General features: G+C 67.3%; 22 protein-coding genes and 1 pseudogene. 9 read left to right on the top strand and 14 right to left on the bottom strand.

Annotated features, from left to right (window positions below; all coding sequences use genetic code 11):
- Window positions 1-39 precede the first annotated feature (39 nt).
- Together FXN61_RS04565 and FXN61_RS04560 are read right to left on the bottom strand one after the other, a co-directional pair.
- A complete protein-coding gene (locus FXN61_RS04565; protein WP_167970536.1) occupies window positions 40-231 on the bottom strand; it encodes a hypothetical protein in 192 nt (63 codons plus the stop codon).
- A gap of 23 nt (window positions 232-254) precedes the next feature.
- Window positions 255-818, bottom strand: coding sequence for an ArsR/SmtB family transcription factor (locus FXN61_RS04560; RefSeq protein WP_167970534.1), 564 nt, complete (start codon window positions 816-818; stop codon window positions 255-257).
- 111 nt (window positions 819-929) lie between these two features.
- Here FXN61_RS04560 and FXN61_RS04555 point away from each other — a divergent pair, with 111 nt between their 5' ends.
- The gene (locus FXN61_RS04555; RefSeq protein ID WP_167970532.1) at window positions 930-1,496 is read left to right on the top strand and encodes a DUF2238 domain-containing protein; all 567 of its coding nucleotides are present in this window, start codon (window positions 930-932) and stop codon (window positions 1,494-1,496) included.
- On the opposite strand, the gene FXN61_RS04550 is transcribed toward FXN61_RS04555, so the two are convergent.
- The 3 genes and pseudogenes from FXN61_RS04550 to FXN61_RS55070 all read right to left on the bottom strand — a co-directional run.
- Window positions 1,441-1,932, bottom strand: coding sequence for a hypothetical protein (locus FXN61_RS04550; RefSeq protein ID WP_167970530.1), 492 nt, complete (start codon window positions 1,930-1,932; stop codon window positions 1,441-1,443). The genes FXN61_RS04555 and FXN61_RS04550 overlap by 56 nt on opposite strands.
- A gap of 47 nt (window positions 1,933-1,979) precedes the next feature.
- On the bottom strand, window positions 1,980-3,107 hold the full coding sequence (locus tag FXN61_RS04545) for a phytoene desaturase family protein (RefSeq protein ID WP_312877546.1): 1,128 nt from the start codon (window positions 3,105-3,107) through the stop codon (window positions 1,980-1,982).
- Between the two features lie 304 nt (window positions 3,108-3,411).
- A pseudogene (locus FXN61_RS55070) lies at window positions 3,412-3,495 on the bottom strand (NAD(P)-binding protein); the annotation flags it as partial.
- Window positions 3,496-3,560: 65 nt separating this feature from the next.
- On the opposite strand from FXN61_RS55070, the gene fdhD reads away from it, so the two are divergent.
- The 3 genes from fdhD to FXN61_RS04530 are packed head-to-tail and all read left to right on the top strand — an operon-like array spanning window position 3,561 to window position 6,423.
- Complete coding sequence (fdhD, locus tag FXN61_RS04540) at window positions 3,561-4,388, top strand: formate dehydrogenase accessory sulfurtransferase FdhD (protein WP_167970529.1); 828 nt, start codon at window positions 3,561-3,563, stop codon at window positions 4,386-4,388.
- Window positions 4,375-5,505, top strand: a complete 1,131-nt coding sequence (locus tag FXN61_RS04535; RefSeq protein WP_167970527.1) for a CaiB/BaiF CoA transferase family protein — start codon at window positions 4,375-4,377, stop codon at window positions 5,503-5,505. Before fdhD ends, FXN61_RS04535 begins: the two co-directional genes overlap by 14 nt.
- Window positions 5,506-5,544: 39 nt before the next feature.
- Entirely contained in the window at window positions 5,545-6,423 is an 879-nt protein-coding gene (locus FXN61_RS04530) for an alpha/beta hydrolase (RefSeq protein WP_167970525.1), read from the top strand.
- Here FXN61_RS04530 and FXN61_RS04525 read toward each other — a convergent pair.
- The 8 genes from FXN61_RS04525 to tig form a co-directional block, all read right to left on the bottom strand.
- Window positions 6,420-7,715: a serine hydrolase domain-containing protein gene (locus FXN61_RS04525; RefSeq protein WP_167970524.1), complete on the bottom strand. Its 1,296-nt coding sequence runs from the start codon at window positions 7,713-7,715 to the stop codon at window positions 6,420-6,422. The two genes, FXN61_RS04530 and FXN61_RS04525, sit on opposite strands and share 4 nt — an antisense overlap.
- A complete protein-coding gene (locus FXN61_RS04520; RefSeq protein WP_167970522.1) occupies window positions 7,712-9,025 on the bottom strand; it encodes a serine hydrolase domain-containing protein in 1,314 nt (437 codons plus the stop codon). Before FXN61_RS04520 ends, FXN61_RS04525 begins: the two co-directional genes overlap by 4 nt.
- On the bottom strand, window positions 9,022-10,344 hold the full coding sequence (locus tag FXN61_RS04515; protein ID WP_167970520.1) for a serine hydrolase domain-containing protein: 1,323 nt from the start codon (window positions 10,342-10,344) through the stop codon (window positions 9,022-9,024). Before FXN61_RS04515 ends, FXN61_RS04520 begins: the two co-directional genes overlap by 4 nt.
- A gap of 26 nt (window positions 10,345-10,370) precedes the next feature.
- Entirely contained in the window at window positions 10,371-10,949 is a 579-nt protein-coding gene (locus tag FXN61_RS04510; RefSeq protein ID WP_167970519.1) for an RBBP9/YdeN family alpha/beta hydrolase, read from the bottom strand.
- A 64-nt stretch (window positions 10,950-11,013) separates the two neighbouring features.
- The gene (clpX, locus tag FXN61_RS04505) at window positions 11,014-12,294 is read right to left on the bottom strand and encodes an ATP-dependent Clp protease ATP-binding subunit ClpX (RefSeq protein ID WP_093605708.1); all 1,281 of its coding nucleotides are present in this window, start codon (window positions 12,292-12,294) and stop codon (window positions 11,014-11,016) included.
- Between the two features lie 242 nt (window positions 12,295-12,536).
- Window positions 12,537-13,151, bottom strand: coding sequence for an ATP-dependent Clp protease proteolytic subunit (locus FXN61_RS04500; RefSeq protein WP_188134676.1), 615 nt, complete (start codon window positions 13,149-13,151; stop codon window positions 12,537-12,539).
- Window positions 13,152-13,186: 35 nt separating this feature from the next.
- Entirely contained in the window at window positions 13,187-13,774 is a 588-nt protein-coding gene (locus FXN61_RS04495; protein WP_086661640.1) for an ATP-dependent Clp protease proteolytic subunit, read from the bottom strand.
- Window positions 13,775-13,919: 145 nt separating this feature from the next.
- Complete coding sequence (tig, locus tag FXN61_RS04490; RefSeq protein WP_167970515.1) at window positions 13,920-15,266, bottom strand: trigger factor; 1,347 nt, start codon at window positions 15,264-15,266, stop codon at window positions 13,920-13,922.
- A 229-nt stretch (window positions 15,267-15,495) separates the two neighbouring features.
- Between tig and FXN61_RS04485 the strand changes: the two genes are divergently transcribed.
- Together FXN61_RS04485 and FXN61_RS04480 are read left to right on the top strand one after the other, a co-directional pair.
- Window positions 15,496-16,218: a hypothetical protein gene (locus tag FXN61_RS04485; protein ID WP_167970513.1), complete on the top strand. Its 723-nt coding sequence runs from the start codon at window positions 15,496-15,498 to the stop codon at window positions 16,216-16,218.
- Between the two features lie 292 nt (window positions 16,219-16,510).
- The gene (locus FXN61_RS04480) at window positions 16,511-17,410 is read left to right on the top strand and encodes a LysR family transcriptional regulator (protein ID WP_167970511.1); all 900 of its coding nucleotides are present in this window, start codon (window positions 16,511-16,513) and stop codon (window positions 17,408-17,410) included.
- Window positions 17,411-17,767: 357 nt separating this feature from the next.
- On the opposite strand, the gene FXN61_RS04475 is transcribed toward FXN61_RS04480, so the two are convergent.
- The gene (locus FXN61_RS04475; RefSeq protein WP_167970509.1) at window positions 17,768-18,757 is read right to left on the bottom strand and encodes a LacI family DNA-binding transcriptional regulator; all 990 of its coding nucleotides are present in this window, start codon (window positions 18,755-18,757) and stop codon (window positions 17,768-17,770) included.
- 99 nt (window positions 18,758-18,856) lie between these two features.
- Between FXN61_RS04475 and FXN61_RS04470 the strand changes: the two genes are divergently transcribed.
- The 3 genes from FXN61_RS04470 to FXN61_RS04460 are packed head-to-tail and all read left to right on the top strand — an operon-like array spanning window position 18,857 to window position 21,787.
- A complete protein-coding gene (locus FXN61_RS04470) occupies window positions 18,857-20,110 on the top strand; it encodes an ABC transporter substrate-binding protein (RefSeq protein WP_188134662.1) in 1,254 nt (417 codons plus the stop codon).
- A gap of 4 nt (window positions 20,111-20,114) precedes the next feature.
- Entirely contained in the window at window positions 20,115-20,984 is an 870-nt protein-coding gene (locus tag FXN61_RS04465; RefSeq protein ID WP_167970506.1) for a carbohydrate ABC transporter permease, read from the top strand.
- Window positions 20,981-21,787 (top strand): carbohydrate ABC transporter permease, encoded by an 807-nt coding sequence (locus tag FXN61_RS04460; protein ID WP_167970504.1) that lies wholly within the window; start codon window positions 20,981-20,983, stop codon window positions 21,785-21,787. The genes FXN61_RS04465 and FXN61_RS04460 overlap by 4 nt, the downstream gene beginning before the upstream one ends.
- The last annotated feature ends 6 nt before the right edge of the window (window positions 21,788-21,793 follow it).

The following is a 21,793-nucleotide window of genomic DNA, read 5'->3' as shown; positions in this document are numbered from 1 at the left end:
ACGTGGTGAAAACCTTTACAGCGGCGGCGAGTTCACACGCTACGCCGGTCGCACGCGACCGAACAGCCTCCAGCGGCGGTGGCCTGACGCCAGCAGGCCTCCGCCCACCCGGCCTTGGGGCTCGGCGGTGGCCTCCTCAGATGCGCGAACGAGCCGCCGTGCGGCCGCGTCGGCCTCGAACTCGGCCTGCCGTTGCTTCGCGATAGCAAACGCGTCGTGGTGCGAGAACATGGCGAATCCCTCGTCTTTCGGATCTATTCGGGCGAAACCGTCGTGCTCAGGAAGAAGCGCACGGGCCGGGAGCCTTCGGGCCGCAGCTCCGGGTTGTCCGTGCGCTCGTCATAGCGGTCGAGGAGTGCTCGCAGCTCACCCTGGAGCTCGACCAGCTCCTCAATGGTCAAGAACTTGGTCGCGCTGTTGATGCCGACGCCGCCGGGCACCCGCCACGTCTCCGGCAGCAGGTCGTGCTGGCGCATGCGTTCGCGAGTGCGCTCGAACTCGTGGTCCAGGTAGGCCAGCACGGCGGCTTCAGCAGCCATTGCCGCCTCGTCGTCGAGCCCTTCACTGGAGATCGTCTGATGACGGTTGATGATCTGCCACGGTTTCTGCCTGCCCGGCCCTTCCACCTCGGCCACGAAGCCGTACTTGGCCAGCATGTTCAGGTGGTACGAGCAGCTGGCGACGCTCTCACCGAGCTTGGCCGAGCACTGAGTGGCAGTGCGCGGCCCCTCTTCGGTGAGCAGGTTGATCAGCTTCCACCGGAACGGGTGGGAGAGCGCCCGGAGCGCCTTGGGGTCACTGATGCGAGCATCGGTCATGGCACCACCGTACGCGTATCAATAAACCTTTAGCAAGGTTCCTTGATATATAAATCCTGATATAAAATCGACCAAGATCCGCCAGGCTGTGCGCATGACACGGGCGCAGCTGTGGCTGCTGGGGCGTTCGGGGCACTGGTCGCGGTGACGTGGATCGGTCCGCCGTGGCCCGCCGAACAGGCGCTGCACAGCTCGTTGACGGCCGTCGCGATCGGCGCGCTGTGGCTGCTGCGCCGCCGCCTGGACACCGCGCAGTGGGCGTGGGCGCTCGTCTTCCTTGCGCTGCACACGATCGCGGCGCGGTGGATCTACTCGTTCGTGCCGTACGACGACTGGACGGACGCGCTGTTCGGCGTGCGGCTGTCGGAGGCGTTCTCCTGGGACCGCAACCACTTCGACCGGCTCGTGCACTTCGCGTACGGCGTGTGCCTGACCGCGGTGCTGCGGCAGAAGTGGTTGCGGTCGCTGGAGATCGTGCTGGCGACGAGCGCGCTCTACGAACTGCTGGAGTGGGCCATCGCGATGACGCTCGCCCCCGACCTCGCCGAGGCCTACAACGGCCAGCAGGGCGACATGTGGGACGCCCACGCGGACATGGCGCTGGCCGCACTGGGCGCGCTCGTCACCAGTCTGGCGAGTTCCGCGCGACGGCCGTCACCAGTGGCAGCGACTCGATGACCGGCACCCGCAACAGCTCGGCGGGCACATCGGGGTCGCGCACCGGCTCGACGAGCTCCCGCAGAAGCGCGCCGACGACGTCGTCCGCGGCCTGATCGACCTCGTGGATGAGATCGCGCAGCTGGTCCGCCGCCTCGTTGAGCACTCGCGGCCGCTGCGGCTCCTCCAGCATCAACGCCGCCAGCCGCAACACCCGTCGGCAGGTGCGCAGCCGCAGGCTCCTGCTCGCCGACTCCCGTGCGCCCGCGAGTCCCAGCCTTCCGCGCGTCCGCTCGATCCACGGCTCGACCGTCTCCCGCCGCCAGATCGGACCGGACGCGAGCTCCGCGTCCGGCTCCGGAATGCCGTGCGAGCGACGCTTGCGCCACACAGCCACCAGCTGCCGGCTCAGCCCCATGGCGTCGGCGATCTCCGCGATCCCGTAAAAGTCCCCCACGCCGTCAACTGTAACCAGAGATGACGCAGAATGTCATCAAAAATGTCTCAAAAGCGTTCGAGAACGGCCTGCGCCGCGTTGTGGCCGCCGATGCCGCTGACTCCGCCGCCGCGCCGGGAGCCCGCGCCGCAGACGAAGACGTTGTCGACTTCGGTCTCCACGCCCCACCTGCCGACCTCGTCGTCAGTCTCGGCGAACGGCCAGTCGAGCTCCCCGTGGAAGATGTTGCCACCTGGCAGACCGAGCTCTTCCTCCAGGTCCAGCGGTGTGCGGGCCTCGATGCACGGCCGTCCCGACGCGTCCACAGCGAGGCAGTCCTGGATCGGCTCGACCAGGTGGGTGTTGAGCTGGTCGAGGTAGCGCCGCACCAGCTCGTCACGCAGCTCGGAGTTGCGACCCTCGAACAGCGAAGCGGGCAGGTGCAGACCGAACAACGTCAACGTCTCGTGGCCCGCCAGCGACGGCCCGAGGATCGACGGGTCGGTCAACGAGTGGCAGTACATCTCGCCCGGCAGCACCGACGGCACGTGCCCGGCGACGCTCTCCAGATACGCGGTCTCGAGCTGGTCGTACGACTCGTCGAGGTGGAACGTGCCGGCGAACGCGAGCCGCGCGTCGACCCCCGACTTCAACGACGGCAGCTTGCGCAGCAGCATGTTGATCTTCAGCTGGCATCCGGGAGCGTCGTGGACCTCCTTGCCCTGCAACCGGCCCAGCACCGAAGGCGCCACATTGGACAGTACAAAGCGGGCTTCCACAGCCGTGTCGCCGTAGACCACGGACGCTGTCTTGCCATCGGACTCGACGGACGTCACCTCGGCACCGGTGATGATCTGTGCCCCGGCCTCGCGCGCGACGCGTTCCAGCTCAGCCGTGACACCACCCATGCCGCCGACGGGGACCTTCCACTCGCCGGAACCGTTGCCGATCACGTGGTAGAGGAAGCACTTGTTGGCGCGCAACGAGTGCAGCGACGAGTGCGTGCCGATCAACGCGTCGGTTGCCACGACACCGCGGACCAGGTTGTTGTCGAACAGCTCCTGCAGAGTGGCGCCGATCGGGCGTTCGAAGACCTGGTCCCACAACCGGCCACGCACCACCGCGTCCACGTGGACGCGCAGGTGCTCGCGCGACACCAGCGGTTCCAGAAGAGTCGGCGCCACCGCCTGCGCCATCAGCTCCAGGTCGGCGTACCAGCGCTGCCACCGCTCCCAGTCGTCCAGCGACCCGCAGATGGCCTCGAACGACGCCGCGGTCGCCTCGCCGGGCTCGCGTTCGATCAGCAGCCCGTTCTTGCCGTTGGGGCGTGTACGAGGACGCTGCCCGTGAGCGCAGCGCCAGGTTCAGCCCGAGATCCGACACGATCTGGTCGGGCAGCAGCGAAACGAGGTACGAGAAGCGGGAGAGCCTGGCGTCGACGCCCTCCCACGGTGACGCGCTCACCGCCGCCCCGCCGACGTGCGGCAGCTTCTCCAGCACCTTGACCGACTTCCCCGCCCGTGCGAGGTACGCGGCCGCTACCAGCCCGTTGTGGCCGCCTCCCACGATCACGACGTCGTCCATGCCCCGAGATCCCTCCCACGTAGCCTGGTCGGTGGGGAACATAGCGGTCCGAAGGAGATGTGCACATGGGCCGAGTGACGGTGCGCCGAGCGGTCGAGCGGGTGTCGCCGAGCGGTCGGAGCCGCAGGGTCGACGCGCTGGCCGCTGAGGAACCGCTGGAGCTGCGGGTCAACGGGAAGTCGTTGGCCGTCACGATGCGCACGCCCGGCCAGGACGTCGAGCTCGCGCACGGCTTCCTGCTCAGCGAAGGTGTGATCGGGTCGTCCGAGGACATCTCGATCGCCCGGTTCTGCGAGGGGACCGGGCCGGACGGGATGAACACCTACAACGTGCTGGACATCGCGCTGGCCGAGGGTGTGCCGCCGCCGGACATCGGGGTGGAGCGGAACTTCTACACCACGTCGTCGTGCGGGGTGTGCGGGAAGGCCGCGCTGGACGCGGTGAAGCTCAAGACCCGCTACTCCCCCGCTTTGGACCCGGTTCAGGTCACGCCCGAGTCGCTGACGGGCTTCCCGGACGCGTTGCGGGAGCGGCAGAAGGTCTTCGAGAGCACGGGCGGGCTGCACGCCGCCGGGTTGTTCGTGAACGACGAGCTGCTGGTCGTGCGCGAGGACGTGGGCAGGCACAACGCCGTCGACAAGGTGCTGGGCTGGGCGGTGCTGCAGAACCTCGTGCCGTTGCGCGGCGCCGTGCTGATGGTGTCTGGGCGGGCGTCGTTCGAGCTGGTGCAGAAGGCCGCGATGGCCGGAATTCCGGTGCTCGCCGCGGTGTCGGCGCCGTCGTCGCTCGCCGTCGAGCTGGCGGAGGAGCAGGGCATGACGCTCGTCGGCTTCCTCCGCGGCGACTCGATGAACATCTACACCGGTGGGGAGCGCGTGCTTGAGACCGCTTGATGGCGTAGTGGTGGTGAGCCTGGAGCAGGCCGTCGCCGTGCCGTACGCGACGCGGCTGCTGGCCGATCTCGGGGCACGTGTCATCAAGATCGAACGGCCCGGTACCGGCGACTTCGCACGGCACTACGACTCGTCGTGCGGCGAGGTGTCGTCGTACTTCGCGTGGACGAACGTCGGCAAGGAGTCGGTGTCCCTGGACATCAACCACCCCGACGGCCGTGAGGTGCTGGAACGGCTGGTTGCGCGCGCGGACGTGCTGCTGTGCAACCTGTCGCCGCGCGTGTGGGAACGGCTGGGCCTGGAGCTTCCCCCGACGTTGATCGTGGGCGAGCTGTCCGGCTACGGCTGGGAGGGCCCGTACGCGGATCGCAAGGCGTTCGACGCGCTGGTGCAGTCCGAGGCGGGTCTGGTGTCGCTGACCGGCGAGGGTGACGTGATGGCGCGTGCCGGCATCTCGGTCGCGGACATCGCGGCGGGCGTCCAGCTGCACGCGGCGGTGCTGGCGGCGTTGCTGCAGCGCGGGCGGACGGGTTCAGGTGTGCGCCTGCGGTTGTCGCTGTTCGAGGCGATGGCCGAGTGGATGCACCAGCCGATGCTCTACGCCGCCGGGACGGGTGCTGCCGCCCCGCGTTCGGGCGCGCATCACCCGAGCATCGCGCCGTACGGTCCGGTGGCCTGTGCTGACGGTGCCGTACATCTGGCCGTGCAGAACGACGGCCAGTGGCAGCGGTTGTGCGGGTTGATCGGGCTTGGTTTCGAGGAGAGGTTCGCCACAGGTGCCTCTCGCGTCGCGCACCGCGCAGAGCTCCAGAAGATCCTCGAACAGGCGTTTTCAGGCCTCACCGCAGCCGAGTCGCTGGCCGCTTTGGACAGGGCCGACGTGCCGGCCGCACTGACCCGCTCGATCACCGAACTGCCCACCCATCCACAGCTCGACACCTGGGTTGACGTGCAGGTTCCCGGCGGCACGGCCCGGATGCTGCCGCCTGCGGTGGCCGGCTTCGAGTGGTCACCGGGTGCGGTCCCCGAGCTCGGCGCGCACAATGATCAGGTGTTGCGCTGGCTGGGTTATTCCGACGAGGAACTGTCCTCCTTACGCGTGCGTTCCGTCCTCTGAGACAGAAACGAGGAACGGCACCCACGCGATGAGGTGAGCATGGGGGATCCGAGGTACAGCCGCCGCACCCTCCTTGCGGCGATCGGCGTGGTCATCGCGACAGCCACCGGCGTCGCGACGTACGTGTCGTCGTCCAACGCCACCGAGCAGCAGATCGCGACGGCGGACCGCCTCAGCCGCACCCTGGCCGCCAAGCCGACCATCCGCTTCGAACGCGTGTACTCGGCAGCCCGCCACCGCGAGGTCACCCTCGCCTTCTACCTCCCGACCGGCCCGAGCCCGCGCGGCCTGCCGATGTCGATCCTGCTGCACGGCCTGCACGGCGACGCCAGGCACGCGGCCGTCGGCAACCTCGCCGAGGTGCTGACCACCGCCATCGCGAAGGGCTCGGTCCCGGCGTTCGGCTTCGTCGCGGTCGACGGCGGCGACAACTACTGGCACGAGAACGTCCCCGGCGACGACCCGATGGCGATGCTGCTCGACGAGGTCCCGCGCTGGCTGCGCGAACGCGGCTACGGCGAACCGTTCGCCGTGACGGGCGTGTCGATGGGCGGCTTCGGCTCTCTGCTCTACGCGCGCCGCCGCGCCGAACGCGGCGACCCGATCGCGGCCGCCGCGGCCATCTCCCCCGGCCTGATCACCACGTGGCCTGAGATGGCCAAGCGCAGGGCGTTCAAGAACGAGGGCGAGTGGGCGTCACTGGATCCGCTGCGGCACCTCAAGTCGACCGGCCCGACCGCTTTGGGCGTGTGGATCGGCGACCGCGACCGGTTCATCGAGGGCACCCGCCGATTCATCCGCGAGGTGCGGCCCGAGGTGGGCACGGTCAAGGCCGGTGGGCACGACGACCGGTTGTATCGCAAGGTGACGCCTGACGTCGTGCAGTTCCTCGCCAAGTACGCCAAGCGCGCGGTTTAGACCCGCATCGCCGCCCGGCTCCAGTGCACCCAGCCGACGCGACCGTTCTCGTCCCGGCCGCCCAGTGGCAGCACACCGCTCTTGTCGACCGCGATCAGCACGTCGTCCGTCAGGTGGACGAACTCCCGTTCCTCTGCCGACAGCAACGCCGCGCTGAGCGGGTCCCGACCGACGCGCTTCACGAGCACGCCCGTGGCACCTGGCGTGATGTGCACGTCGAGGAGCGTGCTGCGGTACAGCCCGGCGAGCTTGCCGGGGTCGGCGGGGATCGGGTCCGCGGGTACGTCGGGGAGCTTCCTGGTGCGCACACCGGCCAACTCGCCGAGCAGGTGGTCGAGGATCGCCGCGAAGAACGGCCAGGCCGCCTTGCTCCCGTTGACCAGCACGGCCACCGCGACCCCGGCCTCCGGTACCACCCGCACCACGGACGTGTAACCGACGGTCGAGCCGGTGTGGCCGATCATCGTGCCGCCCTCGACGTTGGACAGCTCCCACCCGAGGCCCCACCACCACTCGCCGGTGCCGAAGTCCGGGTGCGTGGCCTGTGGCTCGCGCATCGCGTCGAACTCGGTGGTCTCAAGGTGCATGCGCACGAACTCAAGCAGCTCGCGCGCACTCATCGCGAGCACCGCCCCGGACGGCGCCCACGACTCCGGCAGGTGGTCGGTCGTCGGCCGCAGCTCGCCGTCCTCGTCCAGGTGTCCGTCCGCCATCTCGTGCAGCGCGTACTCGGCCTGGGATGCCGCGAACGAGCGCAGGCCGAACCGCTCGTGGAGCACAGCCCGGAAAGGCTTGCCGCGCACCACCTCGACGATCCGTCCGAGCACGACGTAGCCGGCGTTGCAGTACGAGTAGAGCTCGCCGGGCGGACTGATCTGGCCGGCCTCCGAGAGAAGGCCGACGTACTTCGCCAGCATGTCGTCGCCAGAGCCCGTCTCGAACCTCAGGTCGCCATCGAAGCCCGCGGTGTGGCAGAGGAGCTGGCGCGGCGTGATGATCCGCGCCGCCTCCTCGTCCGCGATCCGGAACTCCGGCAGCGCATCGCGCACCGGGCGGTCGAGGTCGAGCAGGCCCTCATTGACCAGCTGCATCACCAGCGTGGCCGTCCACACCTTGGTGATCGAGCCGATCTGGAAGAACGTGTCACCGGTGACCGGCTCGTTCGTGTCGACGTTGCGCACACCTGCTGCCGCGTCAACGAATTCGCCGTTGTGCAGCACGGCTACTTGTGCGCCAACGACTCCGTGTTCTTCAAGCAACTCCGGCAACCTGCGCCTGATCCACTCGTTCACCGGCGCACCGCCGCCCGACCGTAGTGCAGCCACTTGACCCTGTCCTGTTCGTCGCGTCCACACAGGACGATCACGTCGTGGCGACCGCCCTCCTGCTCAACGGAGATCAACGCGTCGTCGCGAAATCCGACGTACTCGTACTCGCGGTCGTCGATCGGCGCAGTGTCGCCGCGAGGCACGACGCGCAACTTCACCCCGCGCTGGCCGCTCGCGGTCATGTGGAGGTCGGCTCGCAGGGCGCGGTAGACCCCGACGACCTTCTCGACGTCGATCGGGACAGCGACGGCGGGTGGCTCGGGGAACTCCCGCAGGGTGACGTTCGTCAACTCGCCCAGCACCGCCTGGTACACCGCCCGCGTCATCGGCAGAGCCGCACCGCCGTTGGTGAGCACTGCGACCGCGAGGCCGGCCGCCGGAATCACCCGCAGGTACGACTGGAAGCCCGGGGTCTGGCCGGTGTGGCCCACGCCGGTCAGGCCGTTGTCGTAGTCGTGCAAGACCCAGCCGAGACCCTGCCGTCCACCGGAGCCGAAGTCCGGTGGCACGACCTGGGTTTCGCGCATCGCGTTGAACACGGTCGTATCGAGATGCATGCGCACGAACTCGAGCAGGTCGCGCGCGCACATCGCGAGCACCGACCCGGCAGGTGCGTCCGCTTCCGGCGTCCGCTCCTCGACGGGCCTCAGTTCACCGTCCTTCGGCATGTGGCCCCCGGCGGTGCGGTGTCCGGTGTACTCGGCGTAGTGCGTGGCGGCGTTGCGCAAGCCGAGCCCTTCGATCAGCCGCTCGCGCAGGACGGTGTTGAAAGGCTTGCCGCGCAACACTTCCACGATCCGGCCGAGCACCACGAAACCGCTGTTGCAGTACACGTAGAGCTCGCCGGGCCGGCTCACCTGCTCAGTGCCGGCCATCCGCTCCAGGTACCTCTCCAGCATGTCGGCACCGTCGCCGGTGTCGAAGTAGAGATCGCCCTCGAAACCGGCGGTGTGGCTCAGCAGCTGGCGTGACGTGATGACCCTCGCGGCCCGCTCGTCCGCCAGCCTGAACTCCGGCAGCACGTCACGCACCGGGCGATCGAGGTCCAGCAGGCCCTCGTTCACCAGCTGCATGACCAGCGTGGCCGTCCACACCTTGGTGATCGAGCCGATCTGGAAGATCGTGTCGCCGGTGACCGGTTCGTTGGTGACGTTGTGCCGCACACCTGCCGCTGCGTCAACGATCTCGCCGTTGTGCAGCACCGCGACCTGGGCGCCGACGACGCCGTGCTCTTCGAGCAGTTCCGGCAGCCTTCGCTCGATCCACTGGTTCACTGGCGCACCGCCGCGCGACCGTAGTGCACCCACTTGACCCTGTCCTGCTCGTCGCGTCCACACAGGACGATCACCGAGTGGAATCCGTCCTTCTCCTCGACGGCGATCAACGCGTCGTCGCGGAACCAGGTGTACTCGTGCTCGTCGGTGTCGGTCAGCGCCTCGTAAACCTTGGTGCGGGGCACGTACCGCACCTTCACCCGGCCCTGTTCGCCCGCGGCGATGTGCACGTCGAGCCCCGCGGCGCGGTAGACCCCGACGACCCGTTCGACGTCGACCGGCACGGGGGTCGCGGGTGGCTTGGGGAGGCCGGGTAGGCGAGCGTTCGCCAGCTCGTGCATCGCCTTCTCGTACAAGGCTGTCACGACCGGCAGCGCCTCGCCGCCGTTGGTCAGGACCGTGATTGCGAAGCCCGCCTCGGGGATCACCCGCAGCCAGGCCAGAAAACCCAGGGTCTGGCCGGTGTGGCCCATGCCGGCCATGCCGTTGTCGTAGTCGTGCAGCATCCAGCCGAGGCCCTGCCGTCCGCCAAGGCCGAAGTCCGGTGGCACGACCTGGGTTTCGCGCATCGCGTCGAACTCGGTGGTCTCAAGGTGCATGCGCACGAACTCGAGCAGGTCGCGCGCGCACATCGCGAGCACCGACCCGGCCGGTCCGTCCGCCTCGGTCATCAGCTCGTCGACGGGCTTCAGCTCGGTGCCCAGGTGGCCTTCGGCAGCTCGCCGGCCGGAGTACTCCGCGTGGCGCGTGGCGGGCGTCCTCAGCCCCAGTCTGTCGACGAGCCGTTCACGGAGAACGGTGTGGAAAGGCTTGCCGCGCAACACCTCCACGAGCCGGCCGAGCACCACGAACCCGCTGTTGCAGTACGTGTAAAGCTCGCCGGGCGGAGTCTCCTGCTTCGCGTCGCCCATCAGCTCCAGGTACTTCTCCAGCATGTCGTCGCCGGTGCCGGTGTCGAGGAAGAGATCACCCTCGAACCCCGCCGTGTGGCTGAGGAGGTGGCGCGGCGTGATGACCTGCGCGGCCTGCTCGTCCGCGAGCCGGAACCGCGGGATGACGTCGCGCACCGGCCGGTCCAGGTCGAGCAGGCGCTCGTTCACCAGTTCCTGGATCAGCGTGGCCGTCCAGACCTTGGTGATCGACCCGATCTGGAAGATCGAGTCTGTGGTCACCGGTTCGTTGGTGACGTTGTTCAGCACACCCGCCGCCGTGTCGACGATCTCGCCGTTGTGCAGCACGGCGACCTGAGCTCCGACGATGCCGTGTTCTGCGATGAGTTCGGGCAGCCTGCGGTGCAGCCACTCGGCTGTCGTGTTCACGTTCCCCCCCAGAAGTGAAATTCTGTTCAGCGCGGTGAGAGCGGCACCGTCTTCGATCGCACCCACTTGAGCACCGCGGGCCACTCCCCGTAGCCCGCGTCGGTGTTGATGTGTGCGGCACCGGGCAGCACGTCGACCTCTATCCGCAACGCCTCGGCCAGCTGCTTGGCCACCGGCATCGGGCAGTACGGGTCGCCGTCGCCCACTACCAGGCGGGTCTCCGTGGCCGCGCGGCGCAGGCCGGCCGGGTCGAGCGGGGCCGGGAAGAACGACTTGATGGCTCGTTCCGGGTAGTCCGGCGCGGGCGGCGCCACCAGCAGCACGCGGTCCACGTGCCCGATGTTCTGGCGCGCGGCGTGGTGCAGCCAGAGGTAGCAGCCGAGCGAGTGCGCTACGACGACCCGTTCGCGATCGGTGGGAGCGGCTTCGAGATGGGTGTCGAGCTCGCGCAGCCAGGTGGTGAGGTCGGGCTCGTCCGGGTCGCTGAAGTGCGGCATGTCGGCGAGGCCGCCGTGCTCCGACACCGTGCGGGCCAGCCAGCTCTGCCAGTGGTCAGGGCCGGAGCCGGTCCAGCCGTGGAGGACGAGCACATGAGGCAGCGACATGCCTCCACCTTAGAACGGCGAAGGGCGCCCGGTCAGAAACCGGGCGCCCTTCAGATCGCAGAAATCAGGCCGACTTCTCTCGCCTTTCCCGGCGCGAGGGCTGCCGGGCCACGATCGTCGGGTTCACGTTCTCCTTCACCGTCTGCTCGGTGATGACGACCTTGGCGACGTCCGTGCGGCTCGGGATGTCGTACATCACCGGGAGCAGGACCTCTTCCATGATCGCGCGCAGGCCGCGAGCACCGGTTCCGCGCAGGATCGCCTGGTCGGCGATCGCTTCGAGCGCGGTCTTGGTGAACTCGAGCTCGACGCCGTCCATCTCGAAGAGCTTCTGGTACTGCTTCACCAGGGCGTTCTTCGGCTCTGTGAGGATCATCACCAGCGACGGCTTGTCGAGGTTCGTGACCGAGGCGACCATCGGCAGACGCCCGATGAACTCGGGGATCAGACCGAACTTGATCAGGTCCTCCGGCATGGAGTCGGCGAAGAAGTCCGACGCCTCCACCTCGGCCTTGGAACGGACCTCGGCACCGAAGCCCAGGCCGCGCTTGCCGACGCGGTCCTGAATGATCTTCTCCAGGCCCGCGAAGGCACCGGCCACGATGAACAGCACGTTCGTCGTGTCGATCTGGATGAACTCCTGGTGCGGGTGCTTGCGGCCGCCCTGCGGAGGCACCGACGCCGTCGTGCCCTCCAGGATCTTGAGCAATGCCTGCTGAACGCCCTCACCGGACACGTCGCGCGTGATCGACGGGTTTTCACTCTTTCGAGCGATCTTGTCGACCTCGTCGATGTAGATGATGCCGGTCTCGGCGCGCTTCACGTCGTAGTCGGCGGCCTGGATGAGCTTCAGGAGGATGTTCTCGACGTCCTCACCGACGTACCCGGCCTCCGTCAGCGCGGTCGCGTCGGCGATGGCGAACGGCACGTTCAGCATCTTCGCGAGCGTCTGCGCGAGGTAGGTCTTGCCGCACCCCGTCGGGCCGAGCATCAGGATGTTCGACTTCGCGAGCTCCACGCCGTCGTCACGACCCTCGCGCCCGCGGTCGCCCGCCTGGATGCGCTTGTAGTGGTTGTAGACGGCGACCGAGAGGGTCCGTTTGGCGTCGGACTGGCCGATGACGTACTGGTCGAGGAACTCGTGGATCTCGGCGGGCTTCGGAAGCTCGTCGAGCTTCACGTCACCGGCTTCTGCCAGCTCCTCCTCGATGATCTCGTTGCAGAGATCGATGCACTCATCGCAGATGTAGACGCCGGGGCCGGCGATGAGTTTCTTCACCTGCTTTTGACTCTTTCCGCAGAAAGAGCACTTCAGCAAGTCGCCGCCGTCACCGATACGCGCCATGACCGCTGACCTATGTCCCCTCCGGCGCACACCTGCTGTAGTGCGCCTGCTGACTTGCTGTGGCAGTCCCACTGGCTGTGGGTGCTGAGCCCGTTCTCCTGACGGTACCTGGCCCACCCCGTTTCAGGGGAGGACCAGCGTCCCCCTGACCCGCCGATCAGGCCAGTTAACCGATCTCATCGGCGTGTCGGGTGGGCGGACAGTGCCTGGGGGCTGGGGTTTCCCAGCCCTCAGGACGACCTTCAGGACTTGGCGGAAAGCTTGCGGTAGGGCAGCACCGTGTCGACGATGCCGTATTCCTTGGCCTCCTCGGCCGTCAGGATCCGGTCGCGCTCGATGCTCTCGCGAACCTCCTCTGCCGTCCGGTTGGTGTGCCGCGCGAGGGTGGACTCCATCAGGCGGCGCACGCGCTGGATCTCGTTCGACTGGATCTCCAGGTCGGACACCTGACCGTACGCGCCCTCCATCGAAGGCTGGTGGATCAGGATTCGCGCGTTCGGCAGCGCGTGGCGCTTACCGGGCGTGCCGGCGGCCAGCAGCACCGCGGCGGCCGATGCGGCCTGGCCGAGGCAGTACGTCTGGATGTCCGGGCGGACGAACTGCATGGTGTCGTAGATGGCCATCAGCGAGGTGAACGAACCACCCGGCGAGTTGATGTACATCAGGATGTCGCGGTCCGGGTCCTCGGACTCGAGCACCAGCAGCTGCGCCATGACGTCGTTGGCCGAGGCGTCGTCAACCTGCACGCCGAGGAAGATGATGCGCTCCTCGAACAGCTTGTTGTACGGGTTCGACTCCTTCATGCCATAGCTGGTGCGCTCGACGAACGACGGCAGCACGTACCGCGACTGAGGCATGTGGAACTGGCTCACTTGAGGTCTCCTAGCTGACGTCAGTTGTTCGAGTCGCCGACGGGCTGGGCCCTGGTGACGACCTTGTCGACGAAGCCGTACTCCAGCGCTTCCTGCGCCGTGAACCAGCGGTCGCGGTCCGAGTCGCGGGTGATGGTCTCGAGCGTCTGGCCGGTGTGCTCGGCGATCAGCTCGGCCATCTCGCGCTTGGTGCGCGTCAGCATGTCCGCCTGGATCGCGATGTCCGCTGCCGTGCCGCCGACACCCGCCGACGGCTGGTGCATCAGGATCCGGGCGTGCGGAAGCGCGTGGCGCTTGCCGGGGGTACCCGCGGAGAGCAGGAACTGGCCCATCGAGGCCGCGAGACCCATCGCGTACGTGGCCACGTCCGGCTCGATGAGCTGCATCGTGTCGAAGATGGCCATGCCCGCGGTGACGGAACCGCCCGGCGAGTTGATGTAGAGGGTGATGTCCTTCTCGGGGTCCTCAGCGGCCAGCAGCAGCAGCTGAGCGGTGATCTGGTTGGCGATGCCCTCTTCGACCTGTGATCCCAGGACGATGATCCGCTCGCGGAGCAGCCGCTCGTACACCGAGTCGTTGAGGTTCATCCCGGCGGTGGCCGACCGCATCTCGGGGGTCGGGAAGGAGTGCTGCGTCACGTCTGCCTGCCTAACTCCAGGTGGAACGAATCTGGATGCGAAAACTCTCTGCGATCGACCTTAACGAAGGCGGGCGGCGTCAGATGCCCGACACCGCCCGCGTTCGCTCTAGGCGTTACTTCTCGCCGTCCTCATCGGACTTGGTCTCGCCGAAGAGCTCGTCGAGGTCCAGCTTCTGGCCGGCCGAGTCGCTCACCGTGGCCTGGCGCACAACGCTCGCGAGCGCCTTGCCCCTGCGGACGTCGGCGAAGATCGCGCCGAGCTGGCCGGACTGCTGGGCGCGCTTGACGTACTCGTCCGGCGAGATGCCGAAGCGCTGGGCCTGGTAGATGATCCGCTCGGTCAGCTCGCCGTCGGACACGGTGACCTGCTCGGCGTCGGCGATCGAGTCGAGCACCAGCTGCGTCTTGACGGCCTGCTCGGCGGCCTTGCGCAGCTCGGCGTCGAACTCCTCCTCCGACTGGCCCTGCTCCTCCAGCCACGCCGCGAACTTCGCGTCGTCGTGGTCGAAGGCGTGCACGGCGTCGTGCTTGCGGGCGTCGATCTCGCCCTGGACGATGCCCTCCGGCAGCGGGACCTCGGTGGTCTCCAGCAGCACCTCGAGGACCTTGTCGCGCGCCTGGACGCCCTGCTGCATCTTCTTGACGCGGCCCAGGCGGGTCTTCAGGTCGTCCTTGAGCTCGTCGAGCGTGTCGAACTCGCTGGCGAGCTGCGCGAACTCGTCGTCCAGCTCGGGGAGCTGACGCTCCTTGACGGAGTTCAGCACCACGGACACCTCGGCGTCACGGCCGGTGTGCTCGCCCGCGACGAGCGTGGTGGTGAAGGTCTTGGTCTCACCCTCGGACGCGCCGACGAGCGCGTCGTCGATGCCCTCGACGAGCTGGCCGGAGCCGATCTCGTAGGACAGGCCGCTGGTGCGCGCCTCTTCGACCTCTTCGCCGTCGACCGTGGCGGACAGGTCGACGCTGACGAAGTCGCCGGTCTCGGCCGGACGGGTCACGCCGGCGAGCGTGCCGAAGCGGGCGCGGAGCTCGTCGAGCTGGGTGGTCACGTCCTCCTCGGTGACCTCCTGCTCGTCGACGGTCACGGCCAGCTCGCCGAACGCGGGCACGGTGATGTCGGGACGAACGTCGACCTCGGCGGTGAACTCGAGCGTCTCGCCGTCCTCGATCTTGGTGACCTCGAAGTCGGGACGACCGAGCGTGCGCACCTCACCCGCGGAGACCGCTTCCAGGTACTTGGCCGGGATGGCCTCCTGGATGACCTCGTCCAGCACCGGAGCGCGGCCGATGCGGCTCTCCAGCACCTTGGCGGGGGCCTTTCCCGGACGGAAGCCGGGGATGCGGACCTGCTTCGCGAGCTTCCGGTACGCCTGGTCGAAGTTCGACTTGAGCTCGTCGAACGGCACCTCGACGTTGATCCGGACCCTCGTCGGGCTCAGGTGCTCGACGGTGCTCTTCAACGTGGACTCCTCGATACGAACAAGAACGTGCAAGACAGCCGGTACTGCCACACTTGGCGCCCGGATTCCCAGCGAGTCTAGGCGAGACCCGCGCTGTGACCGCCGCCACCCCTGCACCGCGGCTCCCGTTCCGCACCGTGACCGGACTGTGAGCCGCACCCAATTGGCTGTGTGCCGGCGGTCGAGCCGACCGCGATCCGGGCTTCGAGCTCAACTTGGGGGAATCACGATGACGCGCAAGGGCACCAGACTCCTCGCGGCCGGCGCGGCGGCCGCCGCGCTGCTGAGCACCACCGTCCCCACGGCCAACGCGGCCACGCCGCCAGAGGCCACGGTCGCCGCGTACATCTACACCGACGGCACCACCTCAGAGGCGCTGACCGCAGAGAACGCCAACCTCTCCGCACCGCACCTGGCCTCCGGCTACACCGAGTCCCACCCCGGCTGGGACATCCGCCTGTCCGACGAGACCTACGGCGCAGGCCTGCCAACGCAGGAGCTGCGCGCCAACGCCTCCCACACCGACACGAGGGCCAGCGCGGACAGCGGCGGCTTCGTCTCACTGGTCGACCGCGACCCTCGCGGCGTCCCGTTCGCGGTGGTGAAGCTCGGCTACCGCAGCTACTACTGCACAGTCGACGGCCCCTACTACACCAGCGACAAGAGCAGCCCGCGTCTGTGGCTGCGCCAGGCCGACGGCGAGCTGTACGAGATCAGGGGCGAACTCTCCAGCTGGACGAGCACCGTGCCCCCGCGCTTCTACAACAGCCCCCGAATCCCCACCACCGTGAAGGTCAACCGCTTCACCACCCCCGCCGAGCTCGCCGCGTACCCCGAGTTCGCCAAGTACGACGGCCGCACCAATACCGGTGCGGGAGCCTACGAACTGCAGATCACCCAGCAGGACACGACCTACCGCATCCTCGTGGCCGCAGCCGCCGCGTCCTGCTAACCAGAACACCCTCTCGGCGCCGCCGCCCACCCCAGGGCTACGGCGCCTTTTGTTCGCCTCGCAAACCACTTAACAGAAAAGAGTCACCCAACTACGGCCCGTCAAAGGCTCCGTCTCAATTTCACTCTTTCGGCCGCAACCGCCTTTCGCGACCGATCAAGATGACTCCATAAGCACCAATGATCCCCGCGCAGCGGACCGGTAGCGTTGCGACGCCCGAACCATCCGTAACAGGACCACGGGAACGAACGAGAAAAAGTCGTCGCACTGTTTTACCCCGAGGATCCGCCTGATGGAGACACGCCAGCTTCTCGCGTTCACAACCGTGGTACAGACAGGGAGCTTCACCAAGGCCGCTGCCACGCTCAACTGCTCGCAGCCGACCATCACCACGCGCATCAAGGCGCTGGAGGAGGCCCTCGGGGTCGTCCTTTTCCGACGCCTCCCCCGAGGTATCCAGATGACGTCCGCGGGCGTAGAACTGCTTCCGTTCGCGCGAAACATCATCAACCTCACCGAAAAGGCCCGAAAAGCCATCACGATGAACGGCGAGCCCCACGGCAAACTCGTCATCGGTTCCGCACAGAGTTTGACCGACTACCGTCTGCTACCGCTCATCGAATACATGTGCTGGCGCTACCCCTCGGTCCAACTCTCACTGCACTCGCGCAACGCCATCAACAACCTGAACTCAGTACGCGACGGCCAACTCGACTGCGCCTTCTTCATCGGCGCGATCGAACCGCGCGAAGGCCTGGAAACAACAGTCCTCTGCCCCGAGCCTCTGGTCATGGTCGCGGGCCCGAACCACATGCTCGCCCAACGCCAGTCCCTGACCGAGGACGACATAACCAGCAGCACCGTGATCCGCGCAGAAAACGGCGCGTCCTACCACGAACTCTTCGAACAGTCGCTCGGCTACGACGACACCCGCGCCCCCGTCCTGGAACTCGACTCGGTGGACGCCGCCAAACGCGCCGTAGCCTCCGGCCTGGGCATCGCCCTGATGCCAGAGGTCACCGTGTCCGCAGAGCTCACCGACGGCAGGTTGGTCCGCTTGCCCTGGTCCCCGACTTTCCGCGTCTACACGCAGTTCGGCTGGCGCCAGGACAACTCGACGAACCCGGCGGTAACAGCCCTGGTCTCGGCAGCGGCACAAGTGGTCAGCGACCAGGTCGCGTCCCTGACCTAGTAGCCACCAGACAGCAGGACGAGGACCGAAGGCCCGAGCCGAACGCGAAGGCGGAGCCGAGCGCGCCCTTCACACAGCCAGCGGGTGGGGTGGTCCCGTCACGAGTCGTACCGACGCGTCCTGCCGCCTCCGTGCGACTCGTGACGGGACCACCCCACACCAACAGCACCACCTACGCAGCCGCAAGCCGCCAAAAGCAACAGGCGTGCCATCAACCCGCGCGCGGCGCTGGACTGGTCTTTGATCAGATTGGCGGGGTCTGGGGCGGAGCCCCAGAAAGCAGCAGGAACACAAGCACGCAACCCAACCCACCTACGGACAACAAACCGGCACCCGCCAACGCAACAGGGAGACAACCTACGAAACCGGCGCAACCCCAGAAGACCCCCGAACAACCAACTCAGGCAACACATCCTCAACATCGGTAGGCAAGGCCCCCTCGATCACAGCCCCCAAAGCCCGAGCAGCCCGAGCCCCGAACGCGAACGTGTCCCGAGACAACGCAGTCAACCGCCCATGCTGACACAAAACCGAGTCGTCCCAAGCCACAAGTGACAACTCCGAAGGCACCGCAACCCCCAACGAGGAAGCCACCTCAGCCCCAGCCACCGCCATCACGTCGTTGTCGTACACGATCGCCGTAGGCGGAGAAGAAGACGACAACAGAGCCCGCGTGGCCACAGCCCCGGACTCAGCCGTGTAGTCCCCAGGAACGATCACACCATCCACAACGGACTCGACAAAGGCGGCGTCTCGCCGCACGGTGTGCAGCAGGGACGGCAACCCGGCGACCCGGGCGATCCGCCGATGCCCCAACGACTTCAAGTACTCGACCACCGAGGTCATGGCCGCATAGTCGTCGGCCCAAACAGAGGCCAACTCCCCGTGGTGGCCAGCCCCACCCACCACGACGGCCGGCAACCCCAGCGAAGTCATCAACTCCACCCGAGGATCCGACACCAGCAGATCCACGAGGAACACGCCGTCAACCCGATGCTCAGCCCACCACCGCTGGTACAGGGCGATCTCATCCGACCGAGAAGCCACCACCTGCAACAACAGCGCGGAAGACATCTCGGACTGCATCCCGGCGATCAGCTGGAAGAAGAACGCCTCGTCCCCCAAAGCCCGAGGCGGCCGCACCAGCACCAGCCCCACCGCGTCGGCTGAAGCAGACGACAACGCCCGAGCGGTGACCGACGGCCGGTACCCGAGAGACGAAGCCACCTCCAGCACACGGGCACGCGTCGACTCGGACACCCCGGACCGGCCGTTCAACGCGAGCGACACAGCACCCTTCGACACCCCGGCCGCGGCCGCGATGTCCTTGATGGTCGGCCTCTTCACCGCAACGCACCCTGTCCGGAACGAGACAACAAGACGGTCGGAGGCTAGCCGGAGATAAACCGGTTTAGCTAGGGTCCGCGACCAAGGAGGTGGGTGTCAATGAAGAGGCGCACGTTCCTCGCGGGCCTGGCGGCGGTGCCCGTCGCGGGATGCGGACTGTCCGGCAACACAGCGAGCAACTCGGCGGCGAACGGTCAGGTCACCGGCGAGATCACGTTCCAGACCTGGTCTCTCAAGCCGAAGTACACCGACTACGTCAACGGTGTCGTCGACGCGTTCCAGAAGCAGCACCAGGGCACCACCGTGAAGTGGGTGGACCAGCCGGCCGACGGGTACCTGGCCAAGGTCATGGCCGACGCGAGCGCGGGCAGCCTGCCCGACGTCATCAACGTCCCGCCGGACCTCAGCTTCCCGCTCGCCAAGGCCGGGCAGCTCGTCAACCTCGACGAGTCCCTGAAAGACGCCAAACCGGAGTACCTCGAGAACGCCTGGCAGGCGTTCGAGATCCCCGGCAAGGGTGGCTGCTACGGCTTTCCGTGGTACCTCAACACCGGCCCGATCTTCTACAACAAGGCGTTGTTCCAGCAGGCCGGCCTCGACCCGAACAAGCCACCGGCGAACTTCAAGGAGCTCGAGGAACAGGCCCTCAAGCTCGCCGAGAAGAAGATCGCGATGCTCGGCCAGACGCCGTCGATCGCGGATTTCGGGCTGTACGGCGTGAAGGTGTTCGAGAACGACAAGTTCACCTTCAACGAGCCCAAGGGCGTCGAGTTCGTCGAAAGCTACAAGCGGATGTACGACGCGGGCGCGCTGATCCCCGAGGCGCTCACGCAGAACTACACCGGCGCCGGCGCGAAGTTCATGGCCCAGCAGACCGCGCTCAACCCCGGCAGCGCGTACGACCTCGGCAAGTTCAAGACAGACGCGCCCAGCCTCTACGCGAACATCGGCATCACCAAGCCCATCACGAACACGGGCAGCGCCAACATGTTCCTGCACGGCGTGAGCGTGCCGAAGAGCAGCAAGAACCAGGCGACCGCGCTCGCGTTCGGCCGGTTCGTCACCAACGCCGAGAACCAGGTGAAGTTCGCGAAGCTCGCGTCGATCTTCCCCTCCACGTCGAAGGGCGGGGACGACCCGTACTTCACCACGGAGGACGGCAGCGACGAGGCACGCGTGCGCGTCGCCGCGGCCAAGCAGCTCAAGACCGCGGTGAACTACACGCCGGTGCAGTTCAGCGACCAGATGCGCGAAGCGCTCCTGCAGCAACTGGCCGACGCCATGCTCGGCAAGAAGTCACCGAAGCAGGCGTTGGACGACGCCGTCAACGAGTGCAACCGACTGCTGAAGTGAACCAATGACCCACAGGCCCTACACGCCGTGGCTGTTCCTGTTGCCAGGACTGGCCGTCTGCATCATGTTCACGATCTTCCCGTTCCTGAACATGATCGTGCTCGCGTTCACCGACGCGAGCGCGCTGGGCAGCGGCCAGTTCACCGGTGTGGACAACTTCGTGCGGATGGCGCAGGACCCGAAGTTCTGGCTGGCCGCGCGCAACAGCCTGCTCTACATGGTGTGCGTCGTGCCGCCGTTGGTGCTGTTGCCGCTGCTGATCGCGATGCTCGCACAGAAGATCGTGCCGGGCATCGGGATCTTCCGCACGGCGTTCTTCACGCCGGTGATCGCGTCCGCGGTCGTGGTCGGGCTCATCTGGACGTGGCTGCTGGACAGCCGCGGCCTGGTGAACAACGTCGTCGAAGCGTTGGGCGGCACCAGAATCGGGTTCCTCACCGACTCGACACTGCTGCTGGTCAGCTCGATGGTGGTGACGGTCTGGCGCGGCCTTGGCTACTACATGGTGATCTACCTGGCCGCGCTCGCGAACGTGCCGAAGGACCTGCACGAGGCCGCGATGGTCGACGGCGCGGGACCGGTCAGGAGGTTCTGGTCGGTCACCGTGCCCTCACTGCGTCCCACGATGGTGCTCGTCGCGGCGCTGAGCGCGGTCAACGGGTTCCGCGTGTTCTCCGAGATCTACCTGCTCTCCGGCGGGTCCGGCGGTCCTGGCGGGGCGAGCACCACGATGGTGATGCTCATCCAGCTGACCGGCCGCGGCCTCACCGGTGAGGTCGGGTACGCCTCGGCGCTGAGCTTCGTGCTCTTCGTGATCCTGCTGGGGCTCCTGCTGATCACCCTCAAGCTCAACCGCAGGGAGGACCAGCTGTGAAGCTCGTGCTCCGCTACAGCGCGCTGCTGGCCATCCTCGCGATCAGCATCGGGCCGTTCCTGTGGCAGTTCGCGACCAGCATCAAGGGACCGAACGAGGACGTCTTCGTCCCCGACTTCATCCCGGACGACCCGACGTTCGGGAACTACGCCGCGGTCGCCGACGTCGTGCCGGTCTGGACGTTCGCGCTCAACTCGCTGGGAGTGGCGAGCGTCAACGTCATCACGAACTGCCTCGGCGCGGCCATGGCCGGATACGCCTTGGCACGGCTGAAGTTCCGAGGCCGCAAGCTCGCCGGTGTGATCTTCGCCAGCAGCATCCTGGTGCCGTTCGAGGCGATTCTGATCTCGCTGTTCCTGGTGATGCGCGGGCTCGGGCTCACCAACACGCTCACCGGCGTCGTGCTGCCCGGCTCGATCGCCGCGCTCAACGTCCTGTTGCTGCGCAACGCCTTCCTCGCACTCCCCGCCGAAGTCGAGGAAGCCGCGGTCATCGACGGCGCCAACGCGTGGCAGCGGTTCACCCGCCTCGCGCTGCCGTCGGTGAAGGGCACGCTGGTCGTGGTGGCGCTGTTCTCGTTCATGTTCAGCTGGGACGACTTCCTCTGGCCGCTCGTGGTGCTGAGCGACCAGGAGAAGTACACGCTCACCATCGGCCTGGCGTACCTCCAGGGCACGTTCGTGCAGAACCAGCGGCTGGTGGCGGCGGGCACGATCATCGCCGTTCTCCCGCTGATCCTGCTGTTCCTGTTGCTGCAAAAGCACTTCTTCCGCGGTGTCGGAGAAGGCGCGATCAAGGGATGAAACCCC

It is taken from the genome of Lentzea indica (assembly GCF_012184385.1).
In the GTDB taxonomy this organism is placed as follows: domain Bacteria; phylum Actinomycetota; class Actinomycetes; order Mycobacteriales; family Pseudonocardiaceae; genus Lentzea; species Lentzea indica.
Note: the sequence above shows the minus strand (reverse complement) of the source record. Positions and strands in the feature narration are given on the sequence as shown.

Coding starts and splice junctions, on each gene's coding strand:
- FXN61_RS04500 (WP_188134676.1), bottom strand. CDS start 13,151: ATGCCTCAGTCGCGGTACGTGCTGCCGTCGTTCGTCGAGCGCACCAGC.
- FXN61_RS04545 (WP_312877546.1), bottom strand. CDS start 3,107: ATGGCGCAGGCGGTGGCGCCGACTCTTCTGGAACCGCTGGTGTCGCGC.
- FXN61_RS04560 (WP_167970534.1), bottom strand. CDS start 818: ATGACCGATGCTCGCATCAGTGACCCCAAGGCGCTCCGGGCGCTCTCC.
- FXN61_RS04480 (WP_167970511.1), top strand. CDS start 16,511: ATGGAGACACGCCAGCTTCTCGCGTTCACAACCGTGGTACAGACAGGG.
- FXN61_RS04565 (WP_167970536.1), bottom strand. CDS start 231: ATGTTCTCGCACCACGACGCGTTTGCTATCGCGAAGCAACGGCAGGCC.
- fdhD (WP_167970529.1), top strand. CDS start 3,561: ATGGGCCGAGTGACGGTGCGCCGAGCGGTCGAGCGGGTGTCGCCGAGC.
- clpX (WP_093605708.1), bottom strand. CDS start 12,294: ATGGCGCGTATCGGTGACGGCGGCGACTTGCTGAAGTGCTCTTTCTGC.
- FXN61_RS04510 (WP_167970519.1), bottom strand. CDS start 10,949: ATGTCGCTGCCTCATGTGCTCGTCCTCCACGGCTGGACCGGCTCCGGC.
- FXN61_RS04485 (WP_167970513.1), top strand. CDS start 15,496: ATGACGCGCAAGGGCACCAGACTCCTCGCGGCCGGCGCGGCGGCCGCC.
- FXN61_RS04530 (WP_167970525.1), top strand. CDS start 5,545: ATGGGGGATCCGAGGTACAGCCGCCGCACCCTCCTTGCGGCGATCGGC.
- FXN61_RS04470 (WP_188134662.1), top strand. CDS start 18,857: ATGAAGAGGCGCACGTTCCTCGCGGGCCTGGCGGCGGTGCCCGTCGCG.
- FXN61_RS04465 (WP_167970506.1), top strand. CDS start 20,115: ATGACCCACAGGCCCTACACGCCGTGGCTGTTCCTGTTGCCAGGACTG.
- FXN61_RS04495 (WP_086661640.1), bottom strand. CDS start 13,774: ATGCGGTCGGCCACCGCCGGGATGAACCTCAACGACTCGGTGTACGAG.